The organism is Sulfuricystis multivorans (assembly GCF_003966565.1).
Lineage (GTDB): Bacteria > Pseudomonadota > Gammaproteobacteria > Burkholderiales > Rhodocyclaceae > Sulfuricystis > Sulfuricystis multivorans.
This window is the reverse complement of the sequence record NZ_AP018718.1, coordinates 2,285,645-2,309,116: the sequence shown is the minus strand read 5'-3', so window position 1 is coordinate 2,309,116 and position 23,472 is coordinate 2,285,645. Positions and strand designations below refer to the sequence as shown.

22 protein-coding genes are annotated in these 23,472 nt (G+C 64.3%); 8 read left to right on the top strand and 14 right to left on the bottom strand.

The window, feature by feature from the left end:
• The first annotated feature begins 13 nt into the window (after positions 1-13).
• The 3 genes from EL335_RS11570 (at position 14) to EL335_RS11560 (ending at position 4,424) form a co-directional block, all read left to right on the top strand.
• Entirely contained in the window at positions 14-1,018 is a 1,005-nt protein-coding gene (locus EL335_RS11570; RefSeq protein ID WP_126447059.1) for a CDP-6-deoxy-delta-3,4-glucoseen reductase, read from the top strand.
• Between the two features lie 111 nt (positions 1,019-1,129).
• Positions 1,130-2,014 carry a phosphate/phosphite/phosphonate ABC transporter substrate-binding protein gene (locus EL335_RS11565; protein ID WP_126447057.1) on the top strand — a complete coding sequence of 295 codons (885 nt, stop codon included), beginning with the start codon at positions 1,130-1,132 and terminating at the stop codon, positions 2,012-2,014.
• Between the two features lie 4 nt (positions 2,015-2,018).
• A complete protein-coding gene (locus EL335_RS11560; protein ID WP_126447055.1) occupies positions 2,019-4,424 on the top strand; it encodes an EAL domain-containing protein in 2,406 nt (801 codons plus the stop codon).
• On the opposite strand, the gene EL335_RS11555 is transcribed toward EL335_RS11560, so the two are convergent.
• From EL335_RS11555 to EL335_RS11525, 8 genes are all read right to left on the bottom strand, one after another.
• Positions 4,409-5,110 carry an ABC transporter ATP-binding protein gene (locus EL335_RS11555; RefSeq protein WP_126447873.1) on the bottom strand — a complete coding sequence of 234 codons (702 nt, stop codon included), beginning with the start codon at positions 5,108-5,110 and terminating at the stop codon, positions 4,409-4,411. The two genes, EL335_RS11560 and EL335_RS11555, sit on opposite strands and share 16 nt — an antisense overlap.
• 26 nt (positions 5,111-5,136) lie before the next feature.
• Positions 5,137-5,913 (bottom strand): ABC transporter ATP-binding protein, encoded by a 777-nt coding sequence (locus tag EL335_RS11550; RefSeq protein ID WP_126447053.1) that lies wholly within the window; start codon positions 5,911-5,913, stop codon positions 5,137-5,139.
• Positions 5,910-6,968 (bottom strand): ABC transporter permease subunit, encoded by a 1,059-nt coding sequence (locus EL335_RS11545; protein ID WP_126447051.1) that lies wholly within the window; start codon positions 6,966-6,968, stop codon positions 5,910-5,912. The genes EL335_RS11550 and EL335_RS11545 overlap by 4 nt, the downstream gene beginning before the upstream one ends.
• Positions 6,965-7,957 (bottom strand): branched-chain amino acid ABC transporter permease, encoded by a 993-nt coding sequence (locus EL335_RS11540; protein WP_126447049.1) that lies wholly within the window; start codon positions 7,955-7,957, stop codon positions 6,965-6,967. Before EL335_RS11540 ends, EL335_RS11545 begins: the two co-directional genes overlap by 4 nt.
• Before the next feature lie 78 nt (positions 7,958-8,035).
• Entirely contained in the window at positions 8,036-9,271 is a 1,236-nt protein-coding gene (locus tag EL335_RS11535) for a branched-chain amino acid ABC transporter substrate-binding protein (RefSeq protein ID WP_126447047.1), read from the bottom strand.
• An 89-nt stretch (positions 9,272-9,360) separates the two neighbouring features.
• Positions 9,361-9,810, bottom strand: coding sequence for a universal stress protein (locus tag EL335_RS11530; RefSeq protein ID WP_126447045.1), 450 nt, complete (start codon positions 9,808-9,810; stop codon positions 9,361-9,363).
• Positions 9,807-9,956, bottom strand: coding sequence for a hypothetical protein (locus EL335_RS14365; protein ID WP_172600096.1), 150 nt, complete (start codon positions 9,954-9,956; stop codon positions 9,807-9,809). The genes EL335_RS11530 and EL335_RS14365 overlap by 4 nt, the downstream gene beginning before the upstream one ends.
• 16 nt (positions 9,957-9,972) lie before the next feature.
• Positions 9,973-11,118, bottom strand: coding sequence for a YeiH family protein (locus EL335_RS11525; RefSeq protein ID WP_126447043.1), 1,146 nt, complete (start codon positions 11,116-11,118; stop codon positions 9,973-9,975).
• A gap of 205 nt (positions 11,119-11,323) precedes the next feature.
• Between EL335_RS11525 and EL335_RS11520 the strand changes: the two genes are divergently transcribed.
• Both EL335_RS11520 and EL335_RS11515 read left to right on the top strand, forming a co-directional pair.
• A complete protein-coding gene (locus EL335_RS11520) occupies positions 11,324-13,030 on the top strand; it encodes a sensor histidine kinase (protein ID WP_172600095.1) in 1,707 nt (568 codons plus the stop codon).
• The gene (locus EL335_RS11515) at positions 13,027-13,680 is read left to right on the top strand and encodes a response regulator transcription factor (RefSeq protein WP_126447039.1); all 654 of its coding nucleotides are present in this window, start codon (positions 13,027-13,029) and stop codon (positions 13,678-13,680) included. Before EL335_RS11520 ends, EL335_RS11515 begins: the two co-directional genes overlap by 4 nt.
• Before the next feature lie 64 nt (positions 13,681-13,744).
• On the opposite strand, the gene EL335_RS11510 is transcribed toward EL335_RS11515, so the two are convergent.
• From EL335_RS11510 to ilvD, 5 genes are all read right to left on the bottom strand, one after another.
• Complete coding sequence (locus tag EL335_RS11510; protein ID WP_126447037.1) at positions 13,745-14,071, bottom strand: c-type cytochrome; 327 nt, start codon at positions 14,069-14,071, stop codon at positions 13,745-13,747.
• A gap of 90 nt (positions 14,072-14,161) precedes the next feature.
• Complete coding sequence (locus EL335_RS11505) at positions 14,162-15,985, bottom strand: thioredoxin domain-containing protein (RefSeq protein WP_126447035.1); 1,824 nt, start codon at positions 15,983-15,985, stop codon at positions 14,162-14,164.
• 58 nt (positions 15,986-16,043) lie between these two features.
• Positions 16,044-16,562, bottom strand: coding sequence for a hypothetical protein (locus tag EL335_RS11500; RefSeq protein ID WP_126447033.1), 519 nt, complete (start codon positions 16,560-16,562; stop codon positions 16,044-16,046).
• Between the two features lie 19 nt (positions 16,563-16,581).
• Entirely contained in the window at positions 16,582-17,016 is a 435-nt protein-coding gene (locus EL335_RS11495; protein WP_126447031.1) for a hypothetical protein, read from the bottom strand.
• Positions 17,013-18,860 carry a dihydroxy-acid dehydratase gene (gene ilvD / locus EL335_RS11490; RefSeq protein ID WP_126447029.1) on the bottom strand — a complete coding sequence of 616 codons (1,848 nt, stop codon included), beginning with the start codon at positions 18,858-18,860 and terminating at the stop codon, positions 17,013-17,015. Before ilvD ends, EL335_RS11495 begins: the two co-directional genes overlap by 4 nt.
• Positions 18,861-18,922: 62 nt before the next feature.
• Here ilvD and lgt point away from each other — a divergent pair, with 62 nt between their 5' ends.
• From lgt to EL335_RS11475, 3 genes are all read left to right on the top strand, one after another.
• Complete coding sequence (gene lgt, locus EL335_RS11485) at positions 18,923-19,702, top strand: prolipoprotein diacylglyceryl transferase (protein WP_126447027.1); 780 nt, start codon at positions 18,923-18,925, stop codon at positions 19,700-19,702.
• Complete coding sequence (locus tag EL335_RS11480) at positions 19,699-20,160, top strand: VOC family protein (RefSeq protein WP_126447025.1); 462 nt, start codon at positions 19,699-19,701, stop codon at positions 20,158-20,160. Before lgt ends, EL335_RS11480 begins: the two co-directional genes overlap by 4 nt.
• Positions 20,161-20,440: 280 nt before the next feature.
• The gene (locus EL335_RS11475) at positions 20,441-21,376 is read left to right on the top strand and encodes an AEC family transporter (RefSeq protein ID WP_126447023.1); all 936 of its coding nucleotides are present in this window, start codon (positions 20,441-20,443) and stop codon (positions 21,374-21,376) included.
• Between the two features lie 12 nt (positions 21,377-21,388).
• Here EL335_RS11475 and EL335_RS11470 read toward each other — a convergent pair whose 3' ends face one another.
• A complete protein-coding gene (locus EL335_RS11470; RefSeq protein WP_284155354.1) occupies positions 21,389-23,446 on the bottom strand; it encodes a ferrous iron transporter B in 2,058 nt (685 codons plus the stop codon).
• Between the last annotated feature and the right edge of the window lie 26 nt (positions 23,447-23,472).

Sequence of the window (23,472 nt, the reverse complement as noted above, 5' to 3'; positions counted from 1 at the left end):
AGACGATTATCGCATGGCTCATCAAGTCACTCTCCAGCCCAGCGGCCACAGCTTCTCTGTCGCCGATGGCGCGACGATCCTCGAGGCCGCGCTCGATGCCGGCATCCACCTGCCCTATGGCTGCAAGAACGGCGCCTGCGGCGCCTGCAAGGCCAAGGTGCTTAGGGGAAAGGTCGATCTCGGCGCCGCCCAGGAAAGCGCGCTGCCGGCCGATGAGCGTGTTGCCGGCATGGCGCTCATGTGCTGCGCAAGACCGCTTTCCGACGTGATCGTGGAGGTGCATGAGGTGAATGCCGCGCGCGACATCCCGGTGAAAACCCTGCCCTGCCGCGTAGAGCAGCTGGAACGCGTCGCCGACGACGTGATGGTGATTCATCTCAAGCTGCCGAGCAACGAGCGCCTGCAGTTCCTCGCCGGCCAGTACATCGAGTTCCTGTTGGCGGGCGGCAAGCGCCGCGCGTTTTCGCTCGCCAATGCGCCGCATGCCGACGACTTGCTCGAACTGCACGTGCGCCACATTCCTGGCGGCAATTTCACCGAGCATGTGTTTTCGAAGATGAAGGTCAAGGAGATCCTGCGCATCGAAGGGCCGTTCGGCAGCTTCCATCTGCGCGAGGAATCCGACAAGCCGATCCTCCTGGTCGCCGGCGGCACTGGCTTTGCACCGATCAAGGGCCTGATCGAGCATGCGCTGCACATCGGCATCAAACGCCCGATGGCGCTTTACTGGGGAGCGAAGAACCGCGCCGGCCTCTACCTGAACGCGCTGTGCGAGCGCTGGGCGCAGGAAAACGGCATTCGCTACACTCCGGTGCTTTCCGAGCCGGATGCCGATTGGCAAGGTCGCACTGGCCTAGTCCATGAAGTCGTGCTCGCCGACCATCCAGATCTGTCCGCGTACCAGGCTTATGTCTGTGGCGCGCCGGCGATGTGCGAGGCGGCGCAGCGCGATTTCGTCGCGCATGGGCTGCCCCCGCAAGAGTTCTTCGCCGACGTGTTCAGCTACGCGGCAAAGTAAATAATCCCCTTCGTCCGGGGGATTCCGAAACTCGGCGCTGGCGAGACGGCACGCACACTGCCGAATTCCGGCTATGATTTTGGTATTGCGATCCGTCACGCCGTAGCTGCCATGGCTGCCAGACATCCCGACATCGATCCGCTCCGGCGGCGCCTGCTCCTGAGTTCACTCGGCGCGGCGGGCGTCATGCTCGCTGGTCGGGTCTGCGGTGCGGATCTCGCCGGCCGTGATCGGCCGCTCGAATTCGGCGTCGTTCCTTATCTGCCGACCGCACGGCTGCTGACCATCTTCGAGCCGCTGCGCGCTCATTTCGCCGCAAGCTTTCAGCGTCCGATCGCCCTGTCGACGGCGCCCGATTTCAAGAGCTTCCAGCGCCGCGCACTCGATGGAGAATATGACCTCTACTTCATCGGCCCCGGCCCCGGCTGGCAGGTCCATCGCGATCGTCATCACCTCGTGCTGGTCGTCGCCAAGGCGATCCTGAGGATTTATCTCGTCGTGGCGCAGGGTGGGACGATCCGCCAGCTGACCGATCTGCGCGGCAAGATGGTGGCGACGATCGATCCGCTCACCGTGACGGCCCAGGTCACTGCGGCCTTGCTGCAGGGAAATGGCCTCGAGCCAGGCCGTGACGTGATGTTGCGCACGGAGAAGACGCCGTTCAATGCCGTCCAGGCGGTGGCGCTCGGCGAGGTAGCCGCCGCGGCTTGTCCGGATGTGGCCTGGCCCGATTTACCGGACGAGCTGCGCAGTCGACTGCAGATCATCTATCGCTCTGAGGGACTGCCGGGTGGCATGCTGATGATGCGGCCGGCCGCCGATCTACCCACTCCAGAAGCGATCCGCAAGGCCATCTTCGACTTCGACGCCAGTACCGCCGGGCGCATCTTCGCCAAGGAATCCGGACAGCTCGGCTTCGATTTACCCGATATGCAGCAATTGGCGGTGCTCGAGCGTTTTCTGCCCGAGACGCGGCGTGTGATGAGCCAACCTTGAGGGCATGACCGCGAAGATGCCGAACCCGTTCGCCCATCTGTCGTTTCGCGCCAAGCTGGCGATGATGTCGCTCTCGGCGCTACTGGTCCTGCTCGGACTGCTGGTCTGGAAGACCTGGGATCTGCTCGAAACGGAGCTGCGCGGGCAGCTTCGGACACAGGTCGAACGTACCGACACGCTGCTTGCCGCTTCGCTCGCGCTGCCGCTCGCGCAGCGCGATTACGCGACGCTTGCCGGTATCGCCGAGCGCCTCGTCGCCCAAGGCACGGCCACGCATCTGGTGATTTTCGATCATCAGGGGCGAATGATCGTCCGCGTCGGCTGGCCGGCAGGGGGGGCGCTGCCAGAGGCAGGCGAGGAACGACACGGTGTGCGGCATTTTCAAACGCCGATCGATTTCGTCGCTCAGCGACTCGGCGAAGTGCACTACGGCATTTCGCTCGAGTTCCTCGAAAAGGCGCGCCGCCACACCACCGCCCAGCTGTTGCAGATCGGTCTCGTCGGCATCCTGCTGGGCCTGGCGCTACTGTTGCCGCTCGATTTCTGGGTGACGCGGCGTCTGGGCGCGCTCGAACAGGCTGCCCAGCGTCTGGCCGCCGGCCAGCTCGACGCCCGTATCCGCCTGCCCGGCAGCGACGAGCTCTCGCGTCTGGCGGACGCTTTCAACCGGATGGCCGACAGTCTCGTTCATCGCGCCCACTTCGATCCGCTCACCCAGCTGCCCAACCGGGCGCTGCTCGCCGACCGACTGGTGATGGCGCTTGCGCAAGCGCGCCGCGATGGCCGTCGCGGCGCCGTGGCGCTGCTCGATCTCGACGGCTTCAAGCCGGTCAATGACACCTGGGGGCATGCCGTCGGTGACCGGGTGCTGATCGAAGTGGCCAACCGGCTGCGTGCGACCTTGCGCGAAACCGACACGATCGCCCGCCTCGGTGGCGATGAATTCGTGCTGGTGCTCTCCGGGGCGGCCGAGGAGCATGATTACCTGCAACTGTTGGGGCGCGTCCTTGCCGCGTTGGCGCAACCCTATCCGATCGATGGCGAGCAGGTGAGCCTCTCGGCCAGTATCGGCGTCACCTTCTTCCCCGACGACGATGCCGACGCCGATGCGCTGATTCGCCACGCCGACCAGGCGATGTATCTCGCCAAGCAGTCGGGGCGCAATCGCACGCATGTCTTCGATACCCGCGTGGACCGTGACACCCAGGTGCGCCAGGAAGCCATCGCCCGCTTTGCTCGAGCGCTCGAGGGCGGCGAGCTGTGCCTCTACTATCAGCCCAAGGCCGATTTGCGAGCGATGCGCATCGTCGGCGTCGAGGCGCTGGTGCGCTGGCGCGACCCGGAGCGCGGCCTCATCGGCCCCGCCGATTTCCTGCCATTGATCAGTGAGGAGCGCGAGCTTGGCATCCGCCTCTCGGAATGGGTGATCGAGACGGCGCTTTCCCAGCTGGAAGCCTGGCAGGCGCAAGGGCTTGCGATCGGCATCAGCATCAATCTGCCGGCCGTGCATCTGCAGCAGCCGTCGTTCGCCGATTTCCTCGCCGCGGCGCTGGCGCGCCATCCGCACGCGCCGCCAGCGTTGTTCGAGCTCGAGGTGCTGGAATCGGCGGCGCTCGAGGATGTCGTCGGCGTCTCCGCGCGCATGGAGCGGTGTCGCGCGCTGGGTGTGCGTTTCGCACTCGACGATTTCGGCACCGGCTATGCCTCGCTGGCCTATCTGCGCCGGCTGCCGATCGATTTGTTGAAGATCGACCAGTCCTTCGTCCGTGACATGCTGCACGACCCGGACGACTTGGCGATCGTCGAAGGCGTGCTTGGGCTTGCGCAGGCCTTCCGCGACGAGGTGATCGCCGAAGGCGTCGAGACCATCGATCATGCGAGGATGCTGCTGCATCTCGGTTGCGACCGGGCGCAGGGCTATGGCATCGGCCGGCCGATGCCGGCCGAGGCGCTGCCCGGCTGGATCGCTGCCTGGCAGCCGGATGCGGCGCTGCGCGAGGTTTCTAGATATACGTTGCCGCGCACCGATCTGCCGATCGTCACCGCCGCGGTCGAACATCGTCGCTGGGTCGAAAGGCTGCTGGCGTGCGTCGAGCGCAGGGAAGCGTATCGGGCCGACCAGATTCCGCTCGATCCGCGTGCCTGCCGCTTCGGCATCTGGCTGCATGGCGAAGGGCGGCGCCGTTATGCCCGGCTGGCGGAATTCGCCGCCATCGATGCGCTCCACGAGGAAATCCACGCACTCGGCCGGCGCATCGCGATGCTCTGCGAAAGCGACGAACACGCTGCGGCGGCTGCGCTACTGCCGGACTTGCTGGCCAAGCGCGATGCCTTGCTCGACAAGCTCGAGGGCATCATTCGGGCGATCGCCATGCCGATTGCCGGCGCGATCGATCATTCGCCGAGATAGGCGGCGCGCACGCGCGGGTCGGCGAGCAGTCTGTCGGCGCTGTCGGCGAGGGTGATCTTGCCGCTTTCCATCACGTAGCCGCGCGAGCAGGTGGCGAGGGCGAGGCGGGCATTCTGCTCGACGAGGAAGATCGTCACGCCCTCGGCGGCGATCGCGCGGATCAGCTCGAAGACCTTCTCGACCATCAACGGCGCCAGGCCCATCGACGGCTCGTCGAGCAGCAAAAGCTTCGGGCGGCCCATCAGCGCGCGGCCGATCGCCAGCATCTGCTGCTCGCCACCGGAAAGCGTGCCGGCCAGTTGCCCGGCGCGCTCCCTAAGACGCGGCAGCAGGCCATAGACATGCTCCAGATCCTCACTGACGCCAGCCTTGTCATTGCGGTGATAAGCGCCCATCGCGAGGTTCTCGGCCACCGTCAGACGGGCGAAGATGCCGCGCCCTTCGGGCACCAGCGCCAATCCCTTCTTGATCAGCGCATGGCTGGGAAGTTTGTCGAGGCGCTCTTGCCGGTAATGGATTTCGCCAGAAGAGGGGATCATCCGCGCCAGGGCTTTCAGCGTCGAGGTCTTGCCAGCGCCGTTCGCGCCGATCAGACAAACCATCTCGCCTTCTTCGATCGCGAACGAGATGCCCTTCACCGCACAGATGCCGCCGTAATGGACTTCGAGACCAATCGCCTCGAGCAGCGCATGTTTGCGGTCTTGCGGCGCGCTCATCGAGCGCCTCCGAGATAAGCCGCGATGACCTGGGGGTCCTTTTGCACCACCGCGGGGACGTCCTCGGCGATCTTCTCGCCATAATCGAGCACGGCGACACGGTCGCACAAGCCCATCACCAGCTTCACGTCGTGTTCGATCAAGAGCACCGTCAGGCCATCGTTGCGTAGCCCTTCGATCAGCTGGCGCAAGCCCGCGGTTTCAAGCGCGTTCATCCCGGCGGCGGGTTCATCGAGCGCCAACAGCTTCGGCTCGGTGGCGAGCGCCCGGGCGATCTCCAGCCGGCGCTGGTCACCATAAGGCAGATGGCGCGCGAGATCGTGAGCGCGATCGGCGATGCCGACGTAGTGCAAGAGCGCCATGCTCTTCTCACGGATCATGGCTTCTTCCGCCCGCTGCGCCTTGCTGCGCAGGATCGCGCCGAATACGCCGGCACGGCTGCGCACGTGTCGGCCGACCATGACGTTCTCCAGCGCGGTCATGTTGCCGAACAAGCGGATGTTCTGGAAGGTGCGCGCGATGCCGGCTTCAGCAACCCGGTGCGGGCTCGACAGATCGAGCGCCCGATCGAGGAACAGCACATCACCCGTATCGCGCGGGTAAAGCCCGGTGAGCACGTTGAAGAAGGTGGTCTTGCCGGCGCCGTTGGGGCCGATCAGGCCGTAGATTTCGCCTGTGCGGATGGTCAGCGAGACATCCTTGAGGGCCTGCACGCCGCCGAAACGCTTGCTGATGTGGCGCGCTTCGAGCAGTATCGGCGGGAGGGCGCTCATCTTGCCGCTTCCTCCCCGGCTTCGCTCATCTCGCGTCGGTGACGCTTTTCCGGCCACAGGCCGGCGGGTCGGAAACGCATCGTCAGCACCAGCGCGAGGCCGAACAGCAGCATGCGCAGCACTTCGGGATCGATCAGCATGCGGCCGAATAAGGCGCGCTGCAGCGGTTCGACCGAGTAGCGCAGGAATTCGGGCACGAAAGAGAGCAACAGCGCGCCGGCGATCACGCCCCAGACATTGCCCATGCCGCCCAAAACCACCATCGCCAGGATCATGATCGATTCGTTGAGCACGAAACTTTCCGGGCTGATGAAGCCCTGCATCGCCGCGAACATGCCGCCGGCGATGCCGCCGAAGGAAGCGCCCATCGCGAAGGCAAGCAGCTTCACGTTGCGCGTATTGATGCCGGCGGCCTTGGCGGCGATCTCGTCTTCGCGGATCGCCACCCAGGCACGGCCGATGCGCGAATTCTGCAGACGCAGATTGACGACGATGACACCCAACAGCAGCAGCAATAGCACGTAGTAATACTTCACCGGGCCGCTGAAGTCGATGGAAAACAGCGTATCGGTGCGGACGAAATCGAGATTGCCGATCCGCATCCCGTCGATGCGTGTGATGCCCTTCGGGCCGTTGGTGATGTTGAACGGCGCCGAGAGATTGTTCATGAAGATGCGCACGATTTCGCCAAAGCCGAGCGTGACGATCGCCAGATAGTCGCCCCTCAGGCGCAAAGTCGGCGCTCCCAACACGGCACCGGCGATGCAGGCCAACAGGGCGCCCAGCGGCAGGATGACCCAGAACGGCAGATGCAGATCGAAATGCGGCGAGGCCAGGAGCGCCCAGGTGTAGGCGCCGACCGCATAGAAGGCGACGTAACCGAGATCGAGCAGCCCGGCCATGCCGACGACGATGTTGAGCCCCAGCGAGAGGAAGACGAACAGGATCGCGAGATTCGCGATGCGCACCCAGGCCGTGCCGATCTGGGTGAGCACCAGCGGCAGCGCCAAGAGGGTGACGGCGACGAGGAGAAGGCCGAAGCGCCTGCGGCTCATGCACGCTCCGCGACGCGTTCGCCAAGCAGGCCCGAGGGCCGGAAGACGAGCACGAGGATCAGCACCAGGAAGGCGAACACATCCTGGTAGTTGCTACCGAACAGGACGACGTTGCCGCCGTCGGCACAACGATCGGTCAGCCAGCCGCTCACCACCGGCCAGTGGCACAAGTCGCTGATCTCGCTGATGTAGCCGGTGCCGAGCGCCTCGACCAGCCCCAGCAGGATGCCGCCCGCCATCGCGCCGGCGATGTTGCCGATGCCGCCGAGCACTGCGGCGGAAAAAGCCTTCAGGCCGAGCGTAAACCCCATCGTGTAATGGGCGATGCCGTAGTAGGTGCCGACCATCACGCCGGCCACCGCGCCAAGACCCGCGCCGATCACGAAGGTTGCGGCGATCACGCGGTTGGCGTCGATACCCATCAATGCGGCGATGCGCACGTCCTCGGCAGCGGCGCGCATCGCGATGCCGAACTTGGTGCGATAGACGAACCAGGTCAGCCCCGCCATCATCGCCACGGACAGCAGGATGATGGCGATCTGCACCGTGCTGATCGCCGCCCCGCCGATCGCGAAGCTCACGTTCTCCATGATTTGCGGAAAGGCGCGCGGATCGCGCCCCCAGAGCAACAGGGCGAGGTGCTGCAGGATGATCGACATGCCGATCGCGGTGATCAAGGGGGCCAGCCGCGGCGCGTGACGCAGCGGACGGTAGGCGAGGCGCTCGAGCAGATAGCCGATCGCCATGCAGACGGGGATCGCGGCCAGTGCGCCGATGAAGACGATCAGCGCTGGTGGGATCGGCAGGTTCATGCCGACGAGCGCCATGATCACCGTGAAGGCGACCATCGCGCCGATCATCACCACCTCGCCATGCGCGAAATTGATCAGTTGGATCACGCCATAGACCATCGTGTAGCCCAGCGCGACGATCGCGTAGACGCTGCCGGTGGTCAAGCCGTTGATGAGCTGCTGAATAAAGATATCCACGGGCGCGGATGATACGGCAGGCAAAACAACGGCGTCGTGTGGATAACCACAAGACGCCGTGGTGGGGAAGGGGCCGGATTACTTCGCGGCGGAGAGCGCGGCGTATTCGTCGAGCGTCAGCGATTTGCCGCCCTTGATGATCGCCAGCGGGGTGACCTTGCCGTCCTTCATCGTGAAGATGGTCATCTCCGCATCCTTGCGATCGCCCTTCTCGTCGAACTCGATGTGGCCGGAGGCGCCGTCATGCTGGATCGACTGCAGCGCCGGCAGATACTTGGCCGGATCGGCGGAATCGGCCTTTTTCATCGCCTCGATCAACAGCCAGGCCGCGTCATAAGTGAAGGGCGAATAGAGGATCGGGTCGATGCCGAACTTTGCCTTATAGGCGTCGAGGAACTTCTTGCCTGCCGCCTGGACCGGGATGCCGGCCTGCGAGCAGATCAGGCCTTCGGCGGCGGTGCCGGCGAGTTCGGCCATCTTGTCGGTGCAGGCGCCGTCGCCGAAGGCGAACGTAGCATTGATCTTCAGCTCGCGCGCCTGCTTGAGCAACGGGCCGCCAGTGGCGTCCATGCCACCGTAGAACACGACATCGGGCTTCTTGCCCTTGAGCTTGGTCAGCACCGCTTTCCAGTCGGAGGTCTTGTCGGTGCCCTTCTCGCGCGGCAGCACCTTGACGCCGGCTTCTTTCAAGGTCTTCTCGACTTCGTTGGCCAGCCCCTCGCCGTAGGCGGTGGCATCGTCGATCACCGCGGCAAGCTTCGGTTTTGCGACCGCGATCAGATAATTGGCCACGGCCGGGCCTTGCTGGTCGTCGCGGCCGACGACACGGAAGACGTTCTTGAAGCCCTGCTCGGTGAGCGCCGGATTGGTCGCGGAACCCGAGATCATCGGGATGCCGGCCTGGTTGTAGATCGCCGAGGCGGGAATCGTCGTGCCGGAATTGAGGTGGCCGACGACACCGACGACCTTGGCATCGACGAGTTTCTGGGCGACGGTGTTGCCGACCTTCGGGTCGGCCTGGTCGTCCTCGGCGATGAGCTCGAACTTCGCCGGCGCGCCGCCGAGCTTGATGCCGGCGGCGTTCGCTTCGTCGAGCGCCAGACGCGCGCCGTTTTCGTTGTCCTTGCCGAGGTGGGCGATGCCACCGGTGAGCGGACCGACGTGACCGATCTTGATGGTCACCGGCAAAGGTGCGGCAGGGGCGGGCGCTGCGGCCAGCGCGGCAGGCTTCGGCGCTTCTTCCTTCTTGCCGCAGCCCAGCAACGCCAGGGCCGTGGCGACGGAAAGGGAGAGGACTTTGACGGCTGTGTTCATTGGCGGGTCTCCTGTTCGTCGTTATTCATGCAATGCGAAAAAGATTGTCGCGCGCCGTTTCTGGCGTGTCAAACGCTCGGAAGCATCGATCAGACGATGTGCAACGAGGAAGCCCGACGCGCCAGATCGCGTGCCAGCGTCTTGACGCTCGGCCGCCCGCAAATTTGAAAGGCTTGCGGGCCCACGACCAGAATCTCAGCCTCACCGCGCGCGATCAGTGCGCAGAGTTCCTCTAGCGGCTCGCCTGGAATGACCCTGAAGTGTGCGGAAGGGAGGTCGCGCGTGACCGCCGCGAACTGCGTGCGGGCAGCCTCGGCCTGACTTTCGAGTTGGCCGCGGATGTAGTCGAGGAAGCCTTGGCGCGCGCCGGCGGCGGACTGCCAGTCGTTGCCGATGTAGTCCGCCCAGCCGGTGTCGAGCACGAACACGCCGAGCAGCGGCCGGTTGTCGGCCTGCGCCAGCCGCAACGCCTCCGCGAGCGGGGCATCGCTGGCCGGCGAGCCATCGACGGCGACCGCGATCGGCAGCCTCGCACTCATTTCATGGTCAGCAGGACGATGATGGCGATGATCAGGATGCTCAAGACGATCGCTCCCCAGTCTTCCTGTCGGTCGTCGCGGAACAGCGTCATTTTTCCCTTCGCGGCGCTGGCGACGGTTTCGGAGCCGATTTTCACTTCTGCCATGACGTCCTCCTCTGAATCAAATTTCGACGAGATAGTCGCGGATCAACAGCACCACGACCAGCGCGAGCACATACTTGGTGACGCCGACGATCAGGCCGACCTTGAGCGGCGTGCCGCCGGCTTGGCGGAGCTCCTTGAAGTCGATGTAACCGCCCATGCCGACCAGGCCGATACCGAAGATCCACTGCATCCAGTCGCGAATCATCTTGATCGTCGCAGAAGCCGGCGGCCCACCCTTGATACCGGCATCACCGAAGGCACCGATACTGGTGAGCAGCACCATGCCGAGGAAGCCGAGCACGAACACCGGGAATTTTTCGACCAGCAGGGTGGTGAGCGACTTGCGTTGTCCCTGCGGCTGCTCATGGCCGGCCCAGTACCAGACGGTGACGGCGAATACGGCGAAGGGGATCGAGATCACGCGCATGATGTTCCAGATTTCGCCGACGGAGACGGCAGTACCGGGGGCGACGGTCGGGTTGAACGCGAGGCACGCGGCGAGCACCTGACCGGAATTGAGGATCCCGGTGCCGACCCAGGCGCCGTATTGCAGGTCGTTGAGCCCCAGCGCATGGCCGATGAAAGGGCTGATGAACATCGTCAGGATGCCAAAGCCGAGAATGGTGGCGATCGCATAGGCGACGTGGGCGGCCTTGGCTTCGACCGCCGGCGCGGTAGCGACCGCCGCGGACACACCGCAGATCGAACAGGCATTGGCCATCACGCCGGTCATCGAACGCTCCATGCCGAAAAGCTTGCCGAGCCACAACACCATCACGATCGACAGCACGACGAAGCCGCCGATCAGGAAGATCGCCAGCGCACCGAGCTTGACGATGGCCTGCACGGTGTAGAGCGAGCCGAGCAAGATGATGCCAGTCTTGATGAACAGGCGCGACAGCCTGAAACCATCGGCAAACACTTCCGGCAGCTTGCCGCCGAAGAGCACATTGCGGTAAAGCATGCCCATGATGATGCCAAGCAGAATGTAATTGAGGTGCGTGACCTTGATCAGCCAGCCTTTCTGGCCGAAGACCACGGCGTTGGCCATCCACGGCTCGACCCAGAGCCGGATCACCACCATCGTGCCGATCAGCAGCGCCAAACCGGGCAGCGCACCGGGCAGTTTACCTACGAAGCCCGTTTCTTTTGCGGTCGTCATGCTTTTTCCTCCTCCGTGGGTTGAACCATCCGATAAACTCGATTTTTGGGACTATAGAGACGCGAGGCGCGGCTGGATATTGGCCGATTACCCAAGCGAGGTAAATGAATTGCCCAATTTACTGTTTCGAGGTTTTGTGTTATGGGCGGCGTGGCTATCTTTCCTTCTGTCGGCCCCTGCCGCTGCGCTTGAAGAGCACCGGGCGATGGTGCGCCAGACGATCCGCGTCGCGGTGCTCGCGGATAAGGGCATCGAGAGCGCCGAAGCGGAGTGGGCCTACGTTTTCGACTGGCTGCGAGGCCGTCTGCCGCAGCTCGATTTCGTCCTCGTCGCTCTCGATCACCCGGGACTGCGCCAGGCGGTGCATGAGCGCAGCGTCGATTTCGTGATCACCAATGCCGGCAATTACAGCGAGCTCGAACATAGCGACGGGCTGACGCGGCTGGTGACCTTGGATTCGCCGCTCGCGCTTTCACCGACGCAGGCCGTCGGCTCGGCGGTGATCGTGCGCGCGGATGCGCCACTTACCGAGCTGACCGATTTACAAGGCAAGCATGTCCTGGCCGCGAGCCCCGACGCGTTCTGCTGCTTTCAGATCGCGGCGCGCGAGCTGAAACTGGCCGGTGTCGATCCGGAAAGCGACCTGGGGCGCCTGGAGTTCGTCGGCTTCCCGATCCAGGCGATCGCGCGTGCGGTGCGCGACGGCAAGGCCGATGCCGGCATCGTCAAGACCTGCCTGATCGAGCAGATGGTCGAGCGTGGGGAAATCGCCCCGGGCGCGTTGCGCGTGCTCTCGCCGCGGCAGATCACCGGCTTTCCGTGTCAAACTTCGTCACGCCTGTATCCCGACTGGCCGTTCGCCGCGCTTGCCGATACCGCTCCTCGGCTGGCCAAGGCAGTGACGATCGCGTTGCTCGAGATGCCGCGCTCGCCGAGCGGCAGTCAATGGACGATCCCGGCGCAATATGACAGTGTCGATGAACTGTTCCGCGATCTCGGCATTGGCCGCTATGCGCGTTTGCAGCAGGAGACCCTGGCGGCGCTGATCCAGCGGCATCGCGTCGGCATCGGCGTGGTCGCCGTGCTGCTGTTTGCCCTCATCATCCATGCCGTGCGCGTCGATTATCTGGTCACGCGCCGCACCCGCGAGCTCAGCGAGATGCACGCGGAAAAAGAGCGTCTGGCCGCGGCGATGCGCGAACGCCAGAGCGAGCTTGAACATGCGGGACGCATGGCAATCCTCGGCGGCATGGCGAGCGCGATCGCCCACGAGCTGAAACAGCCGCTGGCGGCTATCGCCAATTATGCGCGCGGCATCGACCGGCGCATCGCCACCGGACGGCTGGAGGCGGAGCCTTTGCAGAACGTCTGCCGGGAAATCGCACGCCAGAGCAGTCGCGCGGCACAGACCATCGAGAAAATCCGCGAATTCGCCCACAAAGGGGGTGGCAGCATCCAGCCGGTGGCGCTGGAACCTCTCGTCAAGGAAGCCGTCGATCTGTTCGGAATCGCCTGCCCCGAGGCCAAAGTGGTCTGGAAAGGCGACAGCGTTCGTGCTGGAGCTCGGGTGCGGGCCGATGCGATCCAGATCCAGCAAGTGGTGCTCAATTTGTTGCAGAATGCCATCGAGGCCCAGACGACGCATGGCAATCCTGGTGCACCAATCGAAGTCTCGTTGACGGCCGAGCAGCATGGTTATCGCGTCGCGGTGCGCGACCGCGGCGGCGGGCTCGATACGCAACAGCGCGCCCGGCTGTTCGAACCGTTCTTTACCACCAAGCCGGCCGGTCTGGGGCTGGGCTTGTCGCTGTGCAAGGGGATCGTCGAGTCGCACGGTGGCACGCTGGAACTACATGACGCGGATGTCGGCGTGTGCGCCAGTTTCTGGTTGCCGGAGGAAGAACACGGATGAACGAACGGGATGCAGTGATCTATGTCGTCGATGACGATGCGGCGATGCGCGACTCGCTGAGCTTCCTGCTCGATGCGGCGGGCTGGCGCACGCACAGCTTCGCCTCGGCCCAAGAATTCTTCGCCGCCTTCGAGCGCAACCGGCCCGGCTGTCTGGTGCTCGATGTGCTGATGCCGCTGATGGGCGGGTTGGAAGTGCAGCGCCAGCTGCGTGCCCAGGACCTCTGCCTACCGGTGATTTTCTTGACCGCGCACGGCGACCTGCCGATGGCGGTGCAGGCGATGAAGCGCGGGGCGATCGATTTCCTCGAGAAACCCTGCAAGGATCACGAGCTGCTCGACGCCGTCGGACGCGCGGTGCGCATGAGTATCCAGCAGTGCTTGTCGCGTTCCAGCATCGAGGCGGCACGCAGACGGCTCGCCACCCTGACGGCGCGCGAGCGCGAAGTCGTCGAGCTGCTTGCGGCCGGCGAGTGCAACAAGATCATCGCCCGCAAGCTCGCGATCAGCGACAAGACCGTGCAGGTGCATCGCCAGCATGCGATGGAAAAGCTCGGCGTGCATTCCACCGCCGAGATCGCCCGGCTGATTCTGCTGGCGGATTCTCCGGCGGCGCAAGGGCAGGGAAGCAAAGCGGCAGCGACGCCGTGAGGCAATGAAAAACGGGGAGCCACGGCTCCCCGTTCTCATCACGATACAGGCAGATCAAGGCAGATTACTTTGCGCCATCGAGGACCCACTTGACCAGGGTCTTGATGTCCTCGTCCTTGACGGCGGAGTTGGGCGGCATCGGCACTTCGCCCCAGACACCCTTGCCACCCTTCTTGACCTTCTCGAAGAGCTTGGCCTCGGCGTCCTTCTGGCCGGCATATTTCTTGGCCACATCCTGATAGGCCGGGCCGACCAGCTTCTTGTCGACCATGTGGCAGGACATGCAGTTGCTCTTCTTGGCCAAATCGAGGCCGGCAGAGGCAAAGGCGGGAGCGGAGACGACCACGCCGGCGGCGATCAGGGCGGAGGCGATCAGTTTGATCTGTTTCATTGCTTCGTTCCTCGTAGTGGTTGGTTAGGGATAAATCGCATGCGCCAGTCTAGCGGAAAACGCCGGGCTTGAGAATTCGTCCGCCGGGCTTTAGCCAGCTGTCGGCACAGAGCAATTAACGCCGTCGCAGGACGGCGGGTTGACGGCGAGCTCGGCTTCGAGCGCCATGATCAGCGTCGCACAGCCGGCCGGCTGCGCCTGCATGGGCGCGGCAAAGGCTTGCAGCGTGCGCCGTGCCGCAGCGAGGTAATGTGCGTCGCCCACGAGTTCGCCGAGCTCGTGCAAGGCGCGCGCCGCGATGCCATTGCCGGAAGGCAAGGCATTGTCGTGGGCGCTCTTCGAGCGTTGGATCAGCGCTTCATGGTCGTGGGCGGTGAAGAAGAAACCACCGTTTTGCTGGTCCTCGAAGTGCGTCAGCAAGATATCGGCGAGCTGCCGTGCGAAATCGATGTCCTCGTTGCGTGGATCGGTTTCCTGAAGCTCGAGCAGGGCGGCGAGCAGAAAGGCGTGATCGTCGAGATAGGCGGGCAAATGCGCCTTGCCTAGGCGTGAAGTGGCGAGCAGCCGGCCGTTTTGCCAATGCTGCGTCTTCAGGTAGTCGAGTGCCCGACGCGCGTGTGCCAGCCATTCTGGCCGATCGAGCACCCGTGCCGCATGGGCGAGCCCGGCGATCGCCAGCGCATTCCAGCTGGTCAAGATTTTGTCGTCGCAGCCAGGGCGGACGCGCTGTTGGCGCGCGGCGAAGAGCTTGGCGCGCGCGCTGTCGCGCAAGGCTTCTTCGCCCGCCGCGAGCGGCTGGGCGATTTTCAGATGCCAGTTGCGATTTTCGAAATTCGGCCGCTCATCGAGCCCCCAGTGCCGTCCCGCCAGCGCCGACTCTTCGGGCGTGAGCAGATGGGCGACCTCGGCGCGATCCCAGAGGTAGAACTTGCCTTCCTCGCCTTGCGAATCGGCATCGAGTGACGAGTAGAAGGCGCCGTCGGGGTTGGTCATTTCGCGCAGTAGCCAGCCGACGATGCCTTCGGCCACCTCCCGGAAATACGGCTCGCCGCTCAGCGTGAAGGCATCGGCGTACAGGCCGAGCAACTGCGCGTTGTCATAGAGCATTTTCTCGAAGTGCGGGATCTCCCAGAATTCATCGACGCTGTAGCGGCAGAAGCCGCCTCCCAACTGGTCGTGAATGCCGCCCATCGCCATGCGACGCAGCGTAAACAGCGCCGCCTCCTGCGCCGGCGGGTCGTCTTTGCGGTGCAGCAGGAAGGCGAGATCGGTCGGATGCGGGAATTTCGGCGCGCTGCCGAAACCGCCATAGTCACGGTCGAAGCTGCCGAGCAACAGGTTTCTCAGCATGGCGATCGGCCGCTCGTCGAGCGCGATCGCGGGGGATGGGGTGCGGCGGTGCAGCGCGGCGAGCAGCTCGCGGTTCTGCGCTTCGATGTCATGCCGGCGCGTCCGCCAGATCTCGCCGATGCGCTCGCACAACTCGACGAAGCCGGGCAGGCCGAAACGCGCCTCCTTCGGGAAGTAAGTGCCGCCGTAGAAAGGGGTGCCCTCCGGGGTGAGAAACAGCGTCAGCGGCCAGCCGCCGGGGCGCCCGGTGAGCATCTGGTGGGCGGTCTGGTAGATCTGGTCGAGATCGGGGCGCTCTTCACGGTCGACCTTGATGTTGACGAACAGCCGGTTCATCACCGCCGCGACGGCATCGTCCTCGAAGGATTCGTGCGCCATCACATGACACCAGTGGCAGGCCGAATAACCAATCGACAGCAGAATCGGCTTGTCCTCGGCGCGCGCCAGCGCCAGGGCTTCTGCGCTCCACGGCAGCCAGTCGACCGGGTTGGTCGCATGCTGCAGCAAATAGGGCGAAGTCTCGCTGGCGAGGCGGTTGAAGCGGGGCGATGTCGGGGCGTTCATGGCGGGTCTCCTTGCTCAGGAGACCCGACTATACCTGATTAATTTTGTCGGGCAAAGATCAGGGCATCAGGTCCTTGAGCAGGCTATCGACGTCCCTTTGCGAAAGGCGCTGTTCCTCGGTCGGGCCGCCGCTCTCGACGACGATGATCGCGCCGACCAACGCCTTCATCGCCTTGCGCAAGGCTTGACCGGCCAAGTCCTGGAATTCCTGGGCGACGATGATGTTGGTCAGATGACCGCTGATGCCGGCGAGTTTCTCTTCGATCTCCCTGCGGCTCCAATCCCGGCCCAGGGAGGTCTGCGCTTCCTTGACGAGCTGCTTGGCTGCTTCGGCCTCGGCGAGCGACTTGGTGGCGGCGTCGGCGGTCATGCGCTCGACGCTGCCGAGGATTGCCGAGACTTCCTTGGGATTGCCCGCCGTGCGTTTCGAGAGCCCCTTGGCGGCTTGTTTGAGCTCCTTGGCGAGCTGCTTGAGCTCGGTGAGCACCTGTCCGGTATCTTGCAGTTTGGCTCGCCGTGGGACAGGCTGTGGGGCAGATTTTTTCGCCGCCGGTTTTTTCTTGGTTGCAGTTGCCATCGTTGCTCTCCTTCGAGAATCAGCCAAACAGTGCGCGCCACCAGCGCTTGCGGCCCTCGGGCAGCGGCGCGGCCGGTTTCAGGTCTGCCGGCGGCACCTGGCAAAGGATCCAGCCGGGCAGTGGCGGGTTGTCGGAGAAGCCGCAGGATACGCCGAGATTGTTCGGGTCGAAGATCTTCACGAAGCTCGGCGCATCGAGTTGATCTGCATAGACGATGCCGCAATAGTCGTGATGATGTTCGCGGCGCAGCAGCGCGTCGATCTTTTCGATGAACGCGGCGACTGCCTCGGCCGAAGCGGGTTCGGTTGGCGGCGGCTCGCCGACGGCATAGACATACCAGCCGGCCGCCGGGTCGATGCGCTGCCAGAACGCATCGAGCTGCTGCCAGGTCATCACCGACCACAGCCGGCCGGTGAACAACCGCTGGAACTCGCTTGCGCTGGCTTGGTTCATGGCAGCTTCGCAACGTCGCGCACGGCGCCTTGGTCGGCCGAGGTCGCCATCGCGGCATAGACCTTGAGCGCGTTCGAGATGGCGCGTTCGCGTTTCGCTGGCTTCCAGGCGCGTTCCCCTTTCGCGAGCATCGCGGCGTGCCGTCTTTCCAGCGCCGAGTCTTCGATGGCGAGATGGATGCGCCGGTTCGGGATGTCGATCTCGATCGTATCGCCTTCTTCGATGAGCGCGATCGCCCCGCCGGCGGCGGCTTCCGGTGAGACGTGGCCGATCGACAGCCCCGAGGTGCCGCCGGAGAAACGGCCGTCGGTCAGCAACGCGCATTGTTTGCCCAATCCCATCGATTTCAGATATGAGGTCGGGTAGAGCATTTCCTGCATGCCGGGACCGCCCTTCGGGCCTTCATAGCGGATGACGACGACATCGCCGGGGAGGATTTGTCCGCCCAGGATCTTCTCGACCGCTTCCTCCTGCGATTCGCAGACGCGGGCGCGGCCAGTGAATTTGAGGATCGATTCATCGACGCCAGCAGTCTTGACGATGCAGCCTTTCTCGGCAATGTTGCCGAACAGCACCGCGAGCCCCCCGTCTTTCGAGTAGGCGTGCTCGATGTCGCGGATGCAGCCGTTTTCGCGGTCGAGATCGAGCGTCGGGTAACGACGGTTCTGCGAGAAGGCGAGCTGTGTCGGCACGCCGCCCGGCGCGGCACGAAAGAACTCATGCACTTTTTCGTCGCCATTGCGGCGCACGTCGCACAGATCGATCTGCTCGCCCATCGAGGAGTAGAGCACCGTCGGGCTGTCGCGGTGGATCAGGCCGGCGCGGTCGAGCTCGCCGAGGATGGCCATGATGCCGCCGGCGCGATGCACGTCTTCCATGTGGTATTTCTGCGTCGCGGGCGCAACCTTGCAGAGGTTCGGCACCTTGCGCGAGAGCCGGTCGATGTCGGCCATCGTGAAATTCACCCCGGCTTCCTGCGCGCAAGCGAGCAGATGCAACACGGTGTTGGTCGAGCCGCCCATCGCGATGTCGAGGCTCATCGCGTTCTCGAAGGCTTCGAACGAGGCGATCGAACGCGGCAGCACGCTCAGATCATCCTGTTCGTAATAACGCTTGGCGAGCTCGACGATCAGGGCGCCTGCCTTGACGAACAGTTTCTCGCGGTCGGCATGTGTGGCCACCAGCGTGCCATTGCCGGGCAGCGCCAGGCCCAGGGCTTCCGCCAGACAGTTCATCGAGTTGGCGGTAAACATCCCAGAGCAGGAGCCGCAGGTCGGACAGGCCGAGCGTTCCATCGCCGCCACCTCCTTGTCGGAGTTGTTCGGGTCGGCCGCTTCGATCATCGCGTCGATCAGATCGACCATGCGCCGCTCACCATGCCAGCGCACTTTGCCGGCCTCCATCGGCCCGCCGGAGACGAACACGGTCGGGATGTTGAGGCGCAAGGCGGCCATCAGCATGCCTGGGGTGATCTTGTCGCAGTTCGAGATGCAGACCATCGCATCGGCGCAGTGGGCATTGACCATGTATTCGACCGAATCGGCGATCAGGTCGCGGCTGGGCAAGCTGTAGAGCATGCCGCCGTGGCCCATCGCGATGCCATCGTCGATCGCGATGGTGTTGAATTCCTTGGCCACCCCCCCGGCTGCCTCGATCTGGCGGGCGACCAGTTGGCCCATGTCCTTCAGATGCACATGCCCCGGCACGAACTGGGTGAAGGAATTGACGACGGCGATGATCGGCTTGTCGAAGTCATCATCCTTCATGCCGGTGGCGCGCCACAGCGCGCGCGCGCCGGCCATGTTGCGACCGTGGGTCGTGGTATGGGAACGATAGACGGGCATTGGCAAGCTCCTTTGCGGGCAACGTAGAATCCAGTCCCTAGTTTATCCTTCGCCGCCCTCCGATGCTCATCCACCCGCAGTTCGATCCCGTCGCACTCAAGCTTGGCCCGCTCGCCGTGCGCTGGTATGGCTTGATGTATCTCGTCGCCTTCCTCGCCTTCCTTTGGCTGGGCAAGCGGCGTGTGCAAAGTCAGCCGTGGCATGGCCTAACCCCGCGCGACATCGACGATTTGCTCTTCTACGGCGTGCTCGGTGTCGTCATCGGCGGCCGGCTCGGCCAGGTGTTGTTCTACGAGCCAGCCTACTACTTCGCGCATCCGCTGGAAATCTTTGCGGTCTGGAAGGGCGGCATGAGCTTCCACGGCGGCTTCCTCGGCGTGCTCGTCGCCGTCGGGCTCTATGCAAAACGACATGGCCTGGGCTTCTGGCAGCTCACCGACTTCATCGCGCCGCTGGTGCCGATCGGGCTCATGCTCGGGCGCATCGGCAACTTCATCAACGGCGAGCTGTGGGGCCGTCCCGCCAGCGCCGAATTACCGTGGGCGATGGTTTTCCCGCACGTCGATACGCTGCCGCGCCACCCTTCGCAGCTCTATCAGGCTTTCGCCGAGGGGCTGCTGCTGTGGATGCTGCTGTGGTGGTTTTCGTCGACACAACGACCGCGCATGCAGGTATCAGCCGTGTTCCTGATGGGCTATGGCGTGGCGCGCTGGTGTGGGGAGTATTTCCGCGAGCCGGATCATGGCATTTTTGGCCTCTCCTACGTCGTCAGCATGGGACAATGGCTCTCATTGCCGATGATCGTCGTCGGCGTCGTTTTGTTCGTCAGAGGGAAAACATGAGCAGACCATTCAGGGTGCTGGGCATCCAGCAGATCGCCATCGGTGGGACGTCGAAGGATCGGCTGCGCCGGCTGTGGGTCGACATGCTCGGCCTTGCGGTGACCGGCAACTTCGTCTCCGAGCGCGAGAACGTCGATGAGGACATCTGCGCGATCGGCAGCGGCGCGCACAAGGTCGAAGTCGATTTGATGCAGCCGCTCGACCCGGAAAAGAAACCGGCCGTGCATGCCACACCGCTCAATCACGTCGGCCTGTGGGTCGACGACCTGCCCAAGGCCGTCGAATGGCTCACGGCGCAGGGCGTGCGTTTTGCGCCGGGCGGCATCCGCAAGGGCGCGGCCGGTCATGACATCTGCTTTTTGCACCCGAAGGCGAGCGAGGAGTTTCCGATCGCCGGCGAGGGCGTACTGATCGAGCTGGTGCAGGCGCCGCCGGAAGTGATCTCCGCGTTGTCATGAAAGTCGGCGCTGGCGGGACGGCAGTTGCCGTCCCGCCGTCGAGGTTTAGCGTGAAACAGAACTGGAGATGAAAACCGGTGGGCCTTCGGCTCATGGTTCGCGCATAGGGCGGCCGGTAGGGTTTGGGCGCGGGACAGCCACAACTCGCTTCGCTCAGACAAGTGGCTGCCTTATCCGCGCCCTTCACCCACGGCCGCCGACATGCGCTCACAAATCGCCTCACGGCCCACCGGTTTCGTCTGCAGGGCTGGTGTCTGAACCATGACTATTAGGACGGCACATGTCCGGCTTTCTTCAGCATTTTTCGCTCGCCAGCCCGCTGTTCCTGCTGGTGCTGCTGGGCTATCTGCTGGCGCGTTCGGGGCGCTGGCCGGATTCGGTCGGCGAGGCGCTTGGCCGCTTCGCGTATGCCGTGGCCCTGCCGGCACTGCTGTTCCGCATGATGAGCGGTTTCTCGCGCTTGCCGGCGGTCGATCTGCGCCTGCTCGCGGCCTTCTTCGGCGGCTGTCTGGTCGTCTTCGTGATTGGCCGGTTGATTGCGCTTTTCGTCTTTCGGCTCGACGGCATCGCGCAGTCGGTGTTCGCGCTCGGCGGCGTGTTCTCCAACAACGTGATGCTCGGCATCGCGATCGCCAAGACCACGCTCGGCGATGCCGCCTTGCCTGCGGTCTCGCTGGTCATCGTCTTCAACGCTTTGATCCTCTGGACGCTCGTCACCGTCTCGGTCGAATGGGCGTGCCATGGCGATTTTTCCCTGCATGGCTTCGGCAAGACCGCGCGCGGCGTGCTCACCAACCCGATCGTTGCTTCGATTCTCGCCGGCACGCTGTGGGGCTTTGCCGGCATCCCGCTCCCCGCGTTCATCGACGTGCCGCTGGAGATGCTCGGCCAGGGCGCCGTGCCATTTTCGCTCGTCGCGCTCGGCATGGGGCTCGCCGCCTACCGCATCCGCGAGGGGCTGAACCAGAGTCTGGCGATCTGCGCCATCAAGCTCGCGGTGCAGCCGCTCGTCGTCTGGCTGCTGGCACGCGCACTCGGCCTGCCGCCGCTGGAAACCCGGGTGGTGACGCTGCTCGCTTCGCTGGCGATGGGCATCAACGTCTATGTGATGGCCCAGCAGTTCCGCAGCCTACAGGGGCCGGTCGCTGCCGGCCTGGTGCTCTCGACGCTGCTGTCGTCGGTGACCACGCCGCTGGTATTGGCACTGATCAGCTGAACGCCAGCGCCGTCAGAAAACCCAGTCGATCAGTTCCAGCGGCAGCCGCACTGCCATGGCCACCGCCAATGCCGCGCCGACCGAGAGAATGACGGAGAACAGCGCCTCGCGCCTGCCGAGCAGCTTGAGCATCATCGCGAAAGTCGAGACGCAAGGCACGTAGAAGGTGAGGAAGGCGAGGAAGGTGGCGATCTGCGTCGTGTCGAGCACGCCGGCGAGTTCCTGCGTGCCGAGTGCCTGAAAGACCATCAACAGCGACAGCTCCTTGCGTAGGACTCCGAACAGGATCGGCACGCCGAGCACCACGGGCAATCCCAGCCACCAGTGGGTGATCGGGGTCAAGGCGAGGTTGATCCAGCGATCCATGCCAAAGTGGGCGAGTAATGCGAGCACGACGCTGCCGGTGACCAGGAGCGGCAGCACGATGGTGACGATGTCGCGGCTGCGGTCCCAGGTATTCCAGAGCAGCCGGCGCAGGCTGGGCAACGCATAGGGCGGGATGTGCTGGATCATGCCCGGCGTGGTTTCCGGGTAGCGATGTTTGAGCAGCTTGCCAATCAGGCTGACGACGAGCGGCGCCAGCATGAACAGCGCAAACACCCCGAAGCCGCCGAGATACTTGCCGCCCAGCGCAAGGATGATCGCCGAGCGTGCCGAGCAGGGCAGGAAGGTGATCAGCAGCGCCGCGACGGTGCGGTCGCGGCCGTGGGTGACGGCCGCCGTGGCGGCGAGCGCCGGCACGTTGCAGCCCAAGCCCATCAAAAACGGTAGCGCCACGCCGCCGTGCAGCCCGAGGCGGTGAAAGCCACGGTCGACGACGAAGGCGACGCGGTGCATGATGCCGGACTCCTCGAGGAAGACCAGCAACAGCACCAGCGGGATCATGTAGGGAATGACGATGCCCGCCAGTCCGATCAGGCCGTCGGCGACTGCGCGCATGACCACGCCTGCGAGGTCGGTTGGCTGCCAGGGTTCGGCCCAAATGATCAGCCGCGCGACGGTGTGACTATCGAGCCAGCTGCTGACCTCGAAGACGAAGAACAGTACCAGCGCAAACACCACCAGCGTGCCGGCGAAGCCCCAGCGTGGATGCAGAAAGAGCTCGTCCAACCAGCGTTGCCAGGCGGGCAGCTTCTCGCCGCCGCCCGGCCGCGAGACGGCCTCATACAACAGTGCGGCACGGTGATGGCGGTCGGCATGGATTTCCTCCCCCAAGGGTCGCGGCAGTGTCGCATCGGCAGCCTCGCGCGCTGCGAGCAGGGACTGATGGAGCTTCGGGAAATGGCAGTGCAGTTCCTGAGCGAAATAATCGTCGTTCTCCGCTAGCTGCAACGCCAGAAAGCTGGCCGGCACCGCGAAGGCATCGACCACGCCTGGGTCTTTGGCGATTTCGGCGATCGGCATAAGATGCGCGGCGATATACGGCGAAGGCGGCTGCGGGGTCGGCGCGCGCTTCTCGCGCGCGGCACGAACGACGGTGGTGAACAGATCGGCCAGTCCCAGCCCCATGTGGGCGACCGTCGGCACGACCGGCACGCCGAGTTTCTCGGCAAGCAGTCCGACGTTGATGAACATGCGCTTGGCGCGCGCCTCGTCCATGCGGTTCAGGGCGACGACCAGGGGTTTGCCGATCTGCGCGAGTTCCAGCGCGAGTTCGAGGTCGCGTTCGAGCGCCGTGGCATCCATCACCAGCAGCAGGACGTCGGGCGCAGCGAAAGACTGTTCGGGCAGGTGAGCCTCATGCCGGGCGATGGCCGGCCAGCGATCGCCCCAGAGCAGATACTTGAGGATCACTTGCGCGTCATTCGACAGCGTATGAAAGGTCTCGATCGGCGGCAGATCGACGAGCGAGATCTGATCCAGACCGACATCGACCCGGCATTCCTGGTAGGGGGGGCCGATGCCGGCCAGACGCTCGTGATGCACGGCAGTGCTCGAGGCGGCGCGAAATATGCGGCTTTTTCCCGAACGGGGCTGGCCGAGCAAGGCGACGCGCGGACAGCGACCGCCGTGGAAAAGCGGGCCGGTCAGCGGAAAAGTGTGGGAAGCGCGAGACGAGGTCGTGGACAAAATGATGAATTGCTTATCTGAGAATT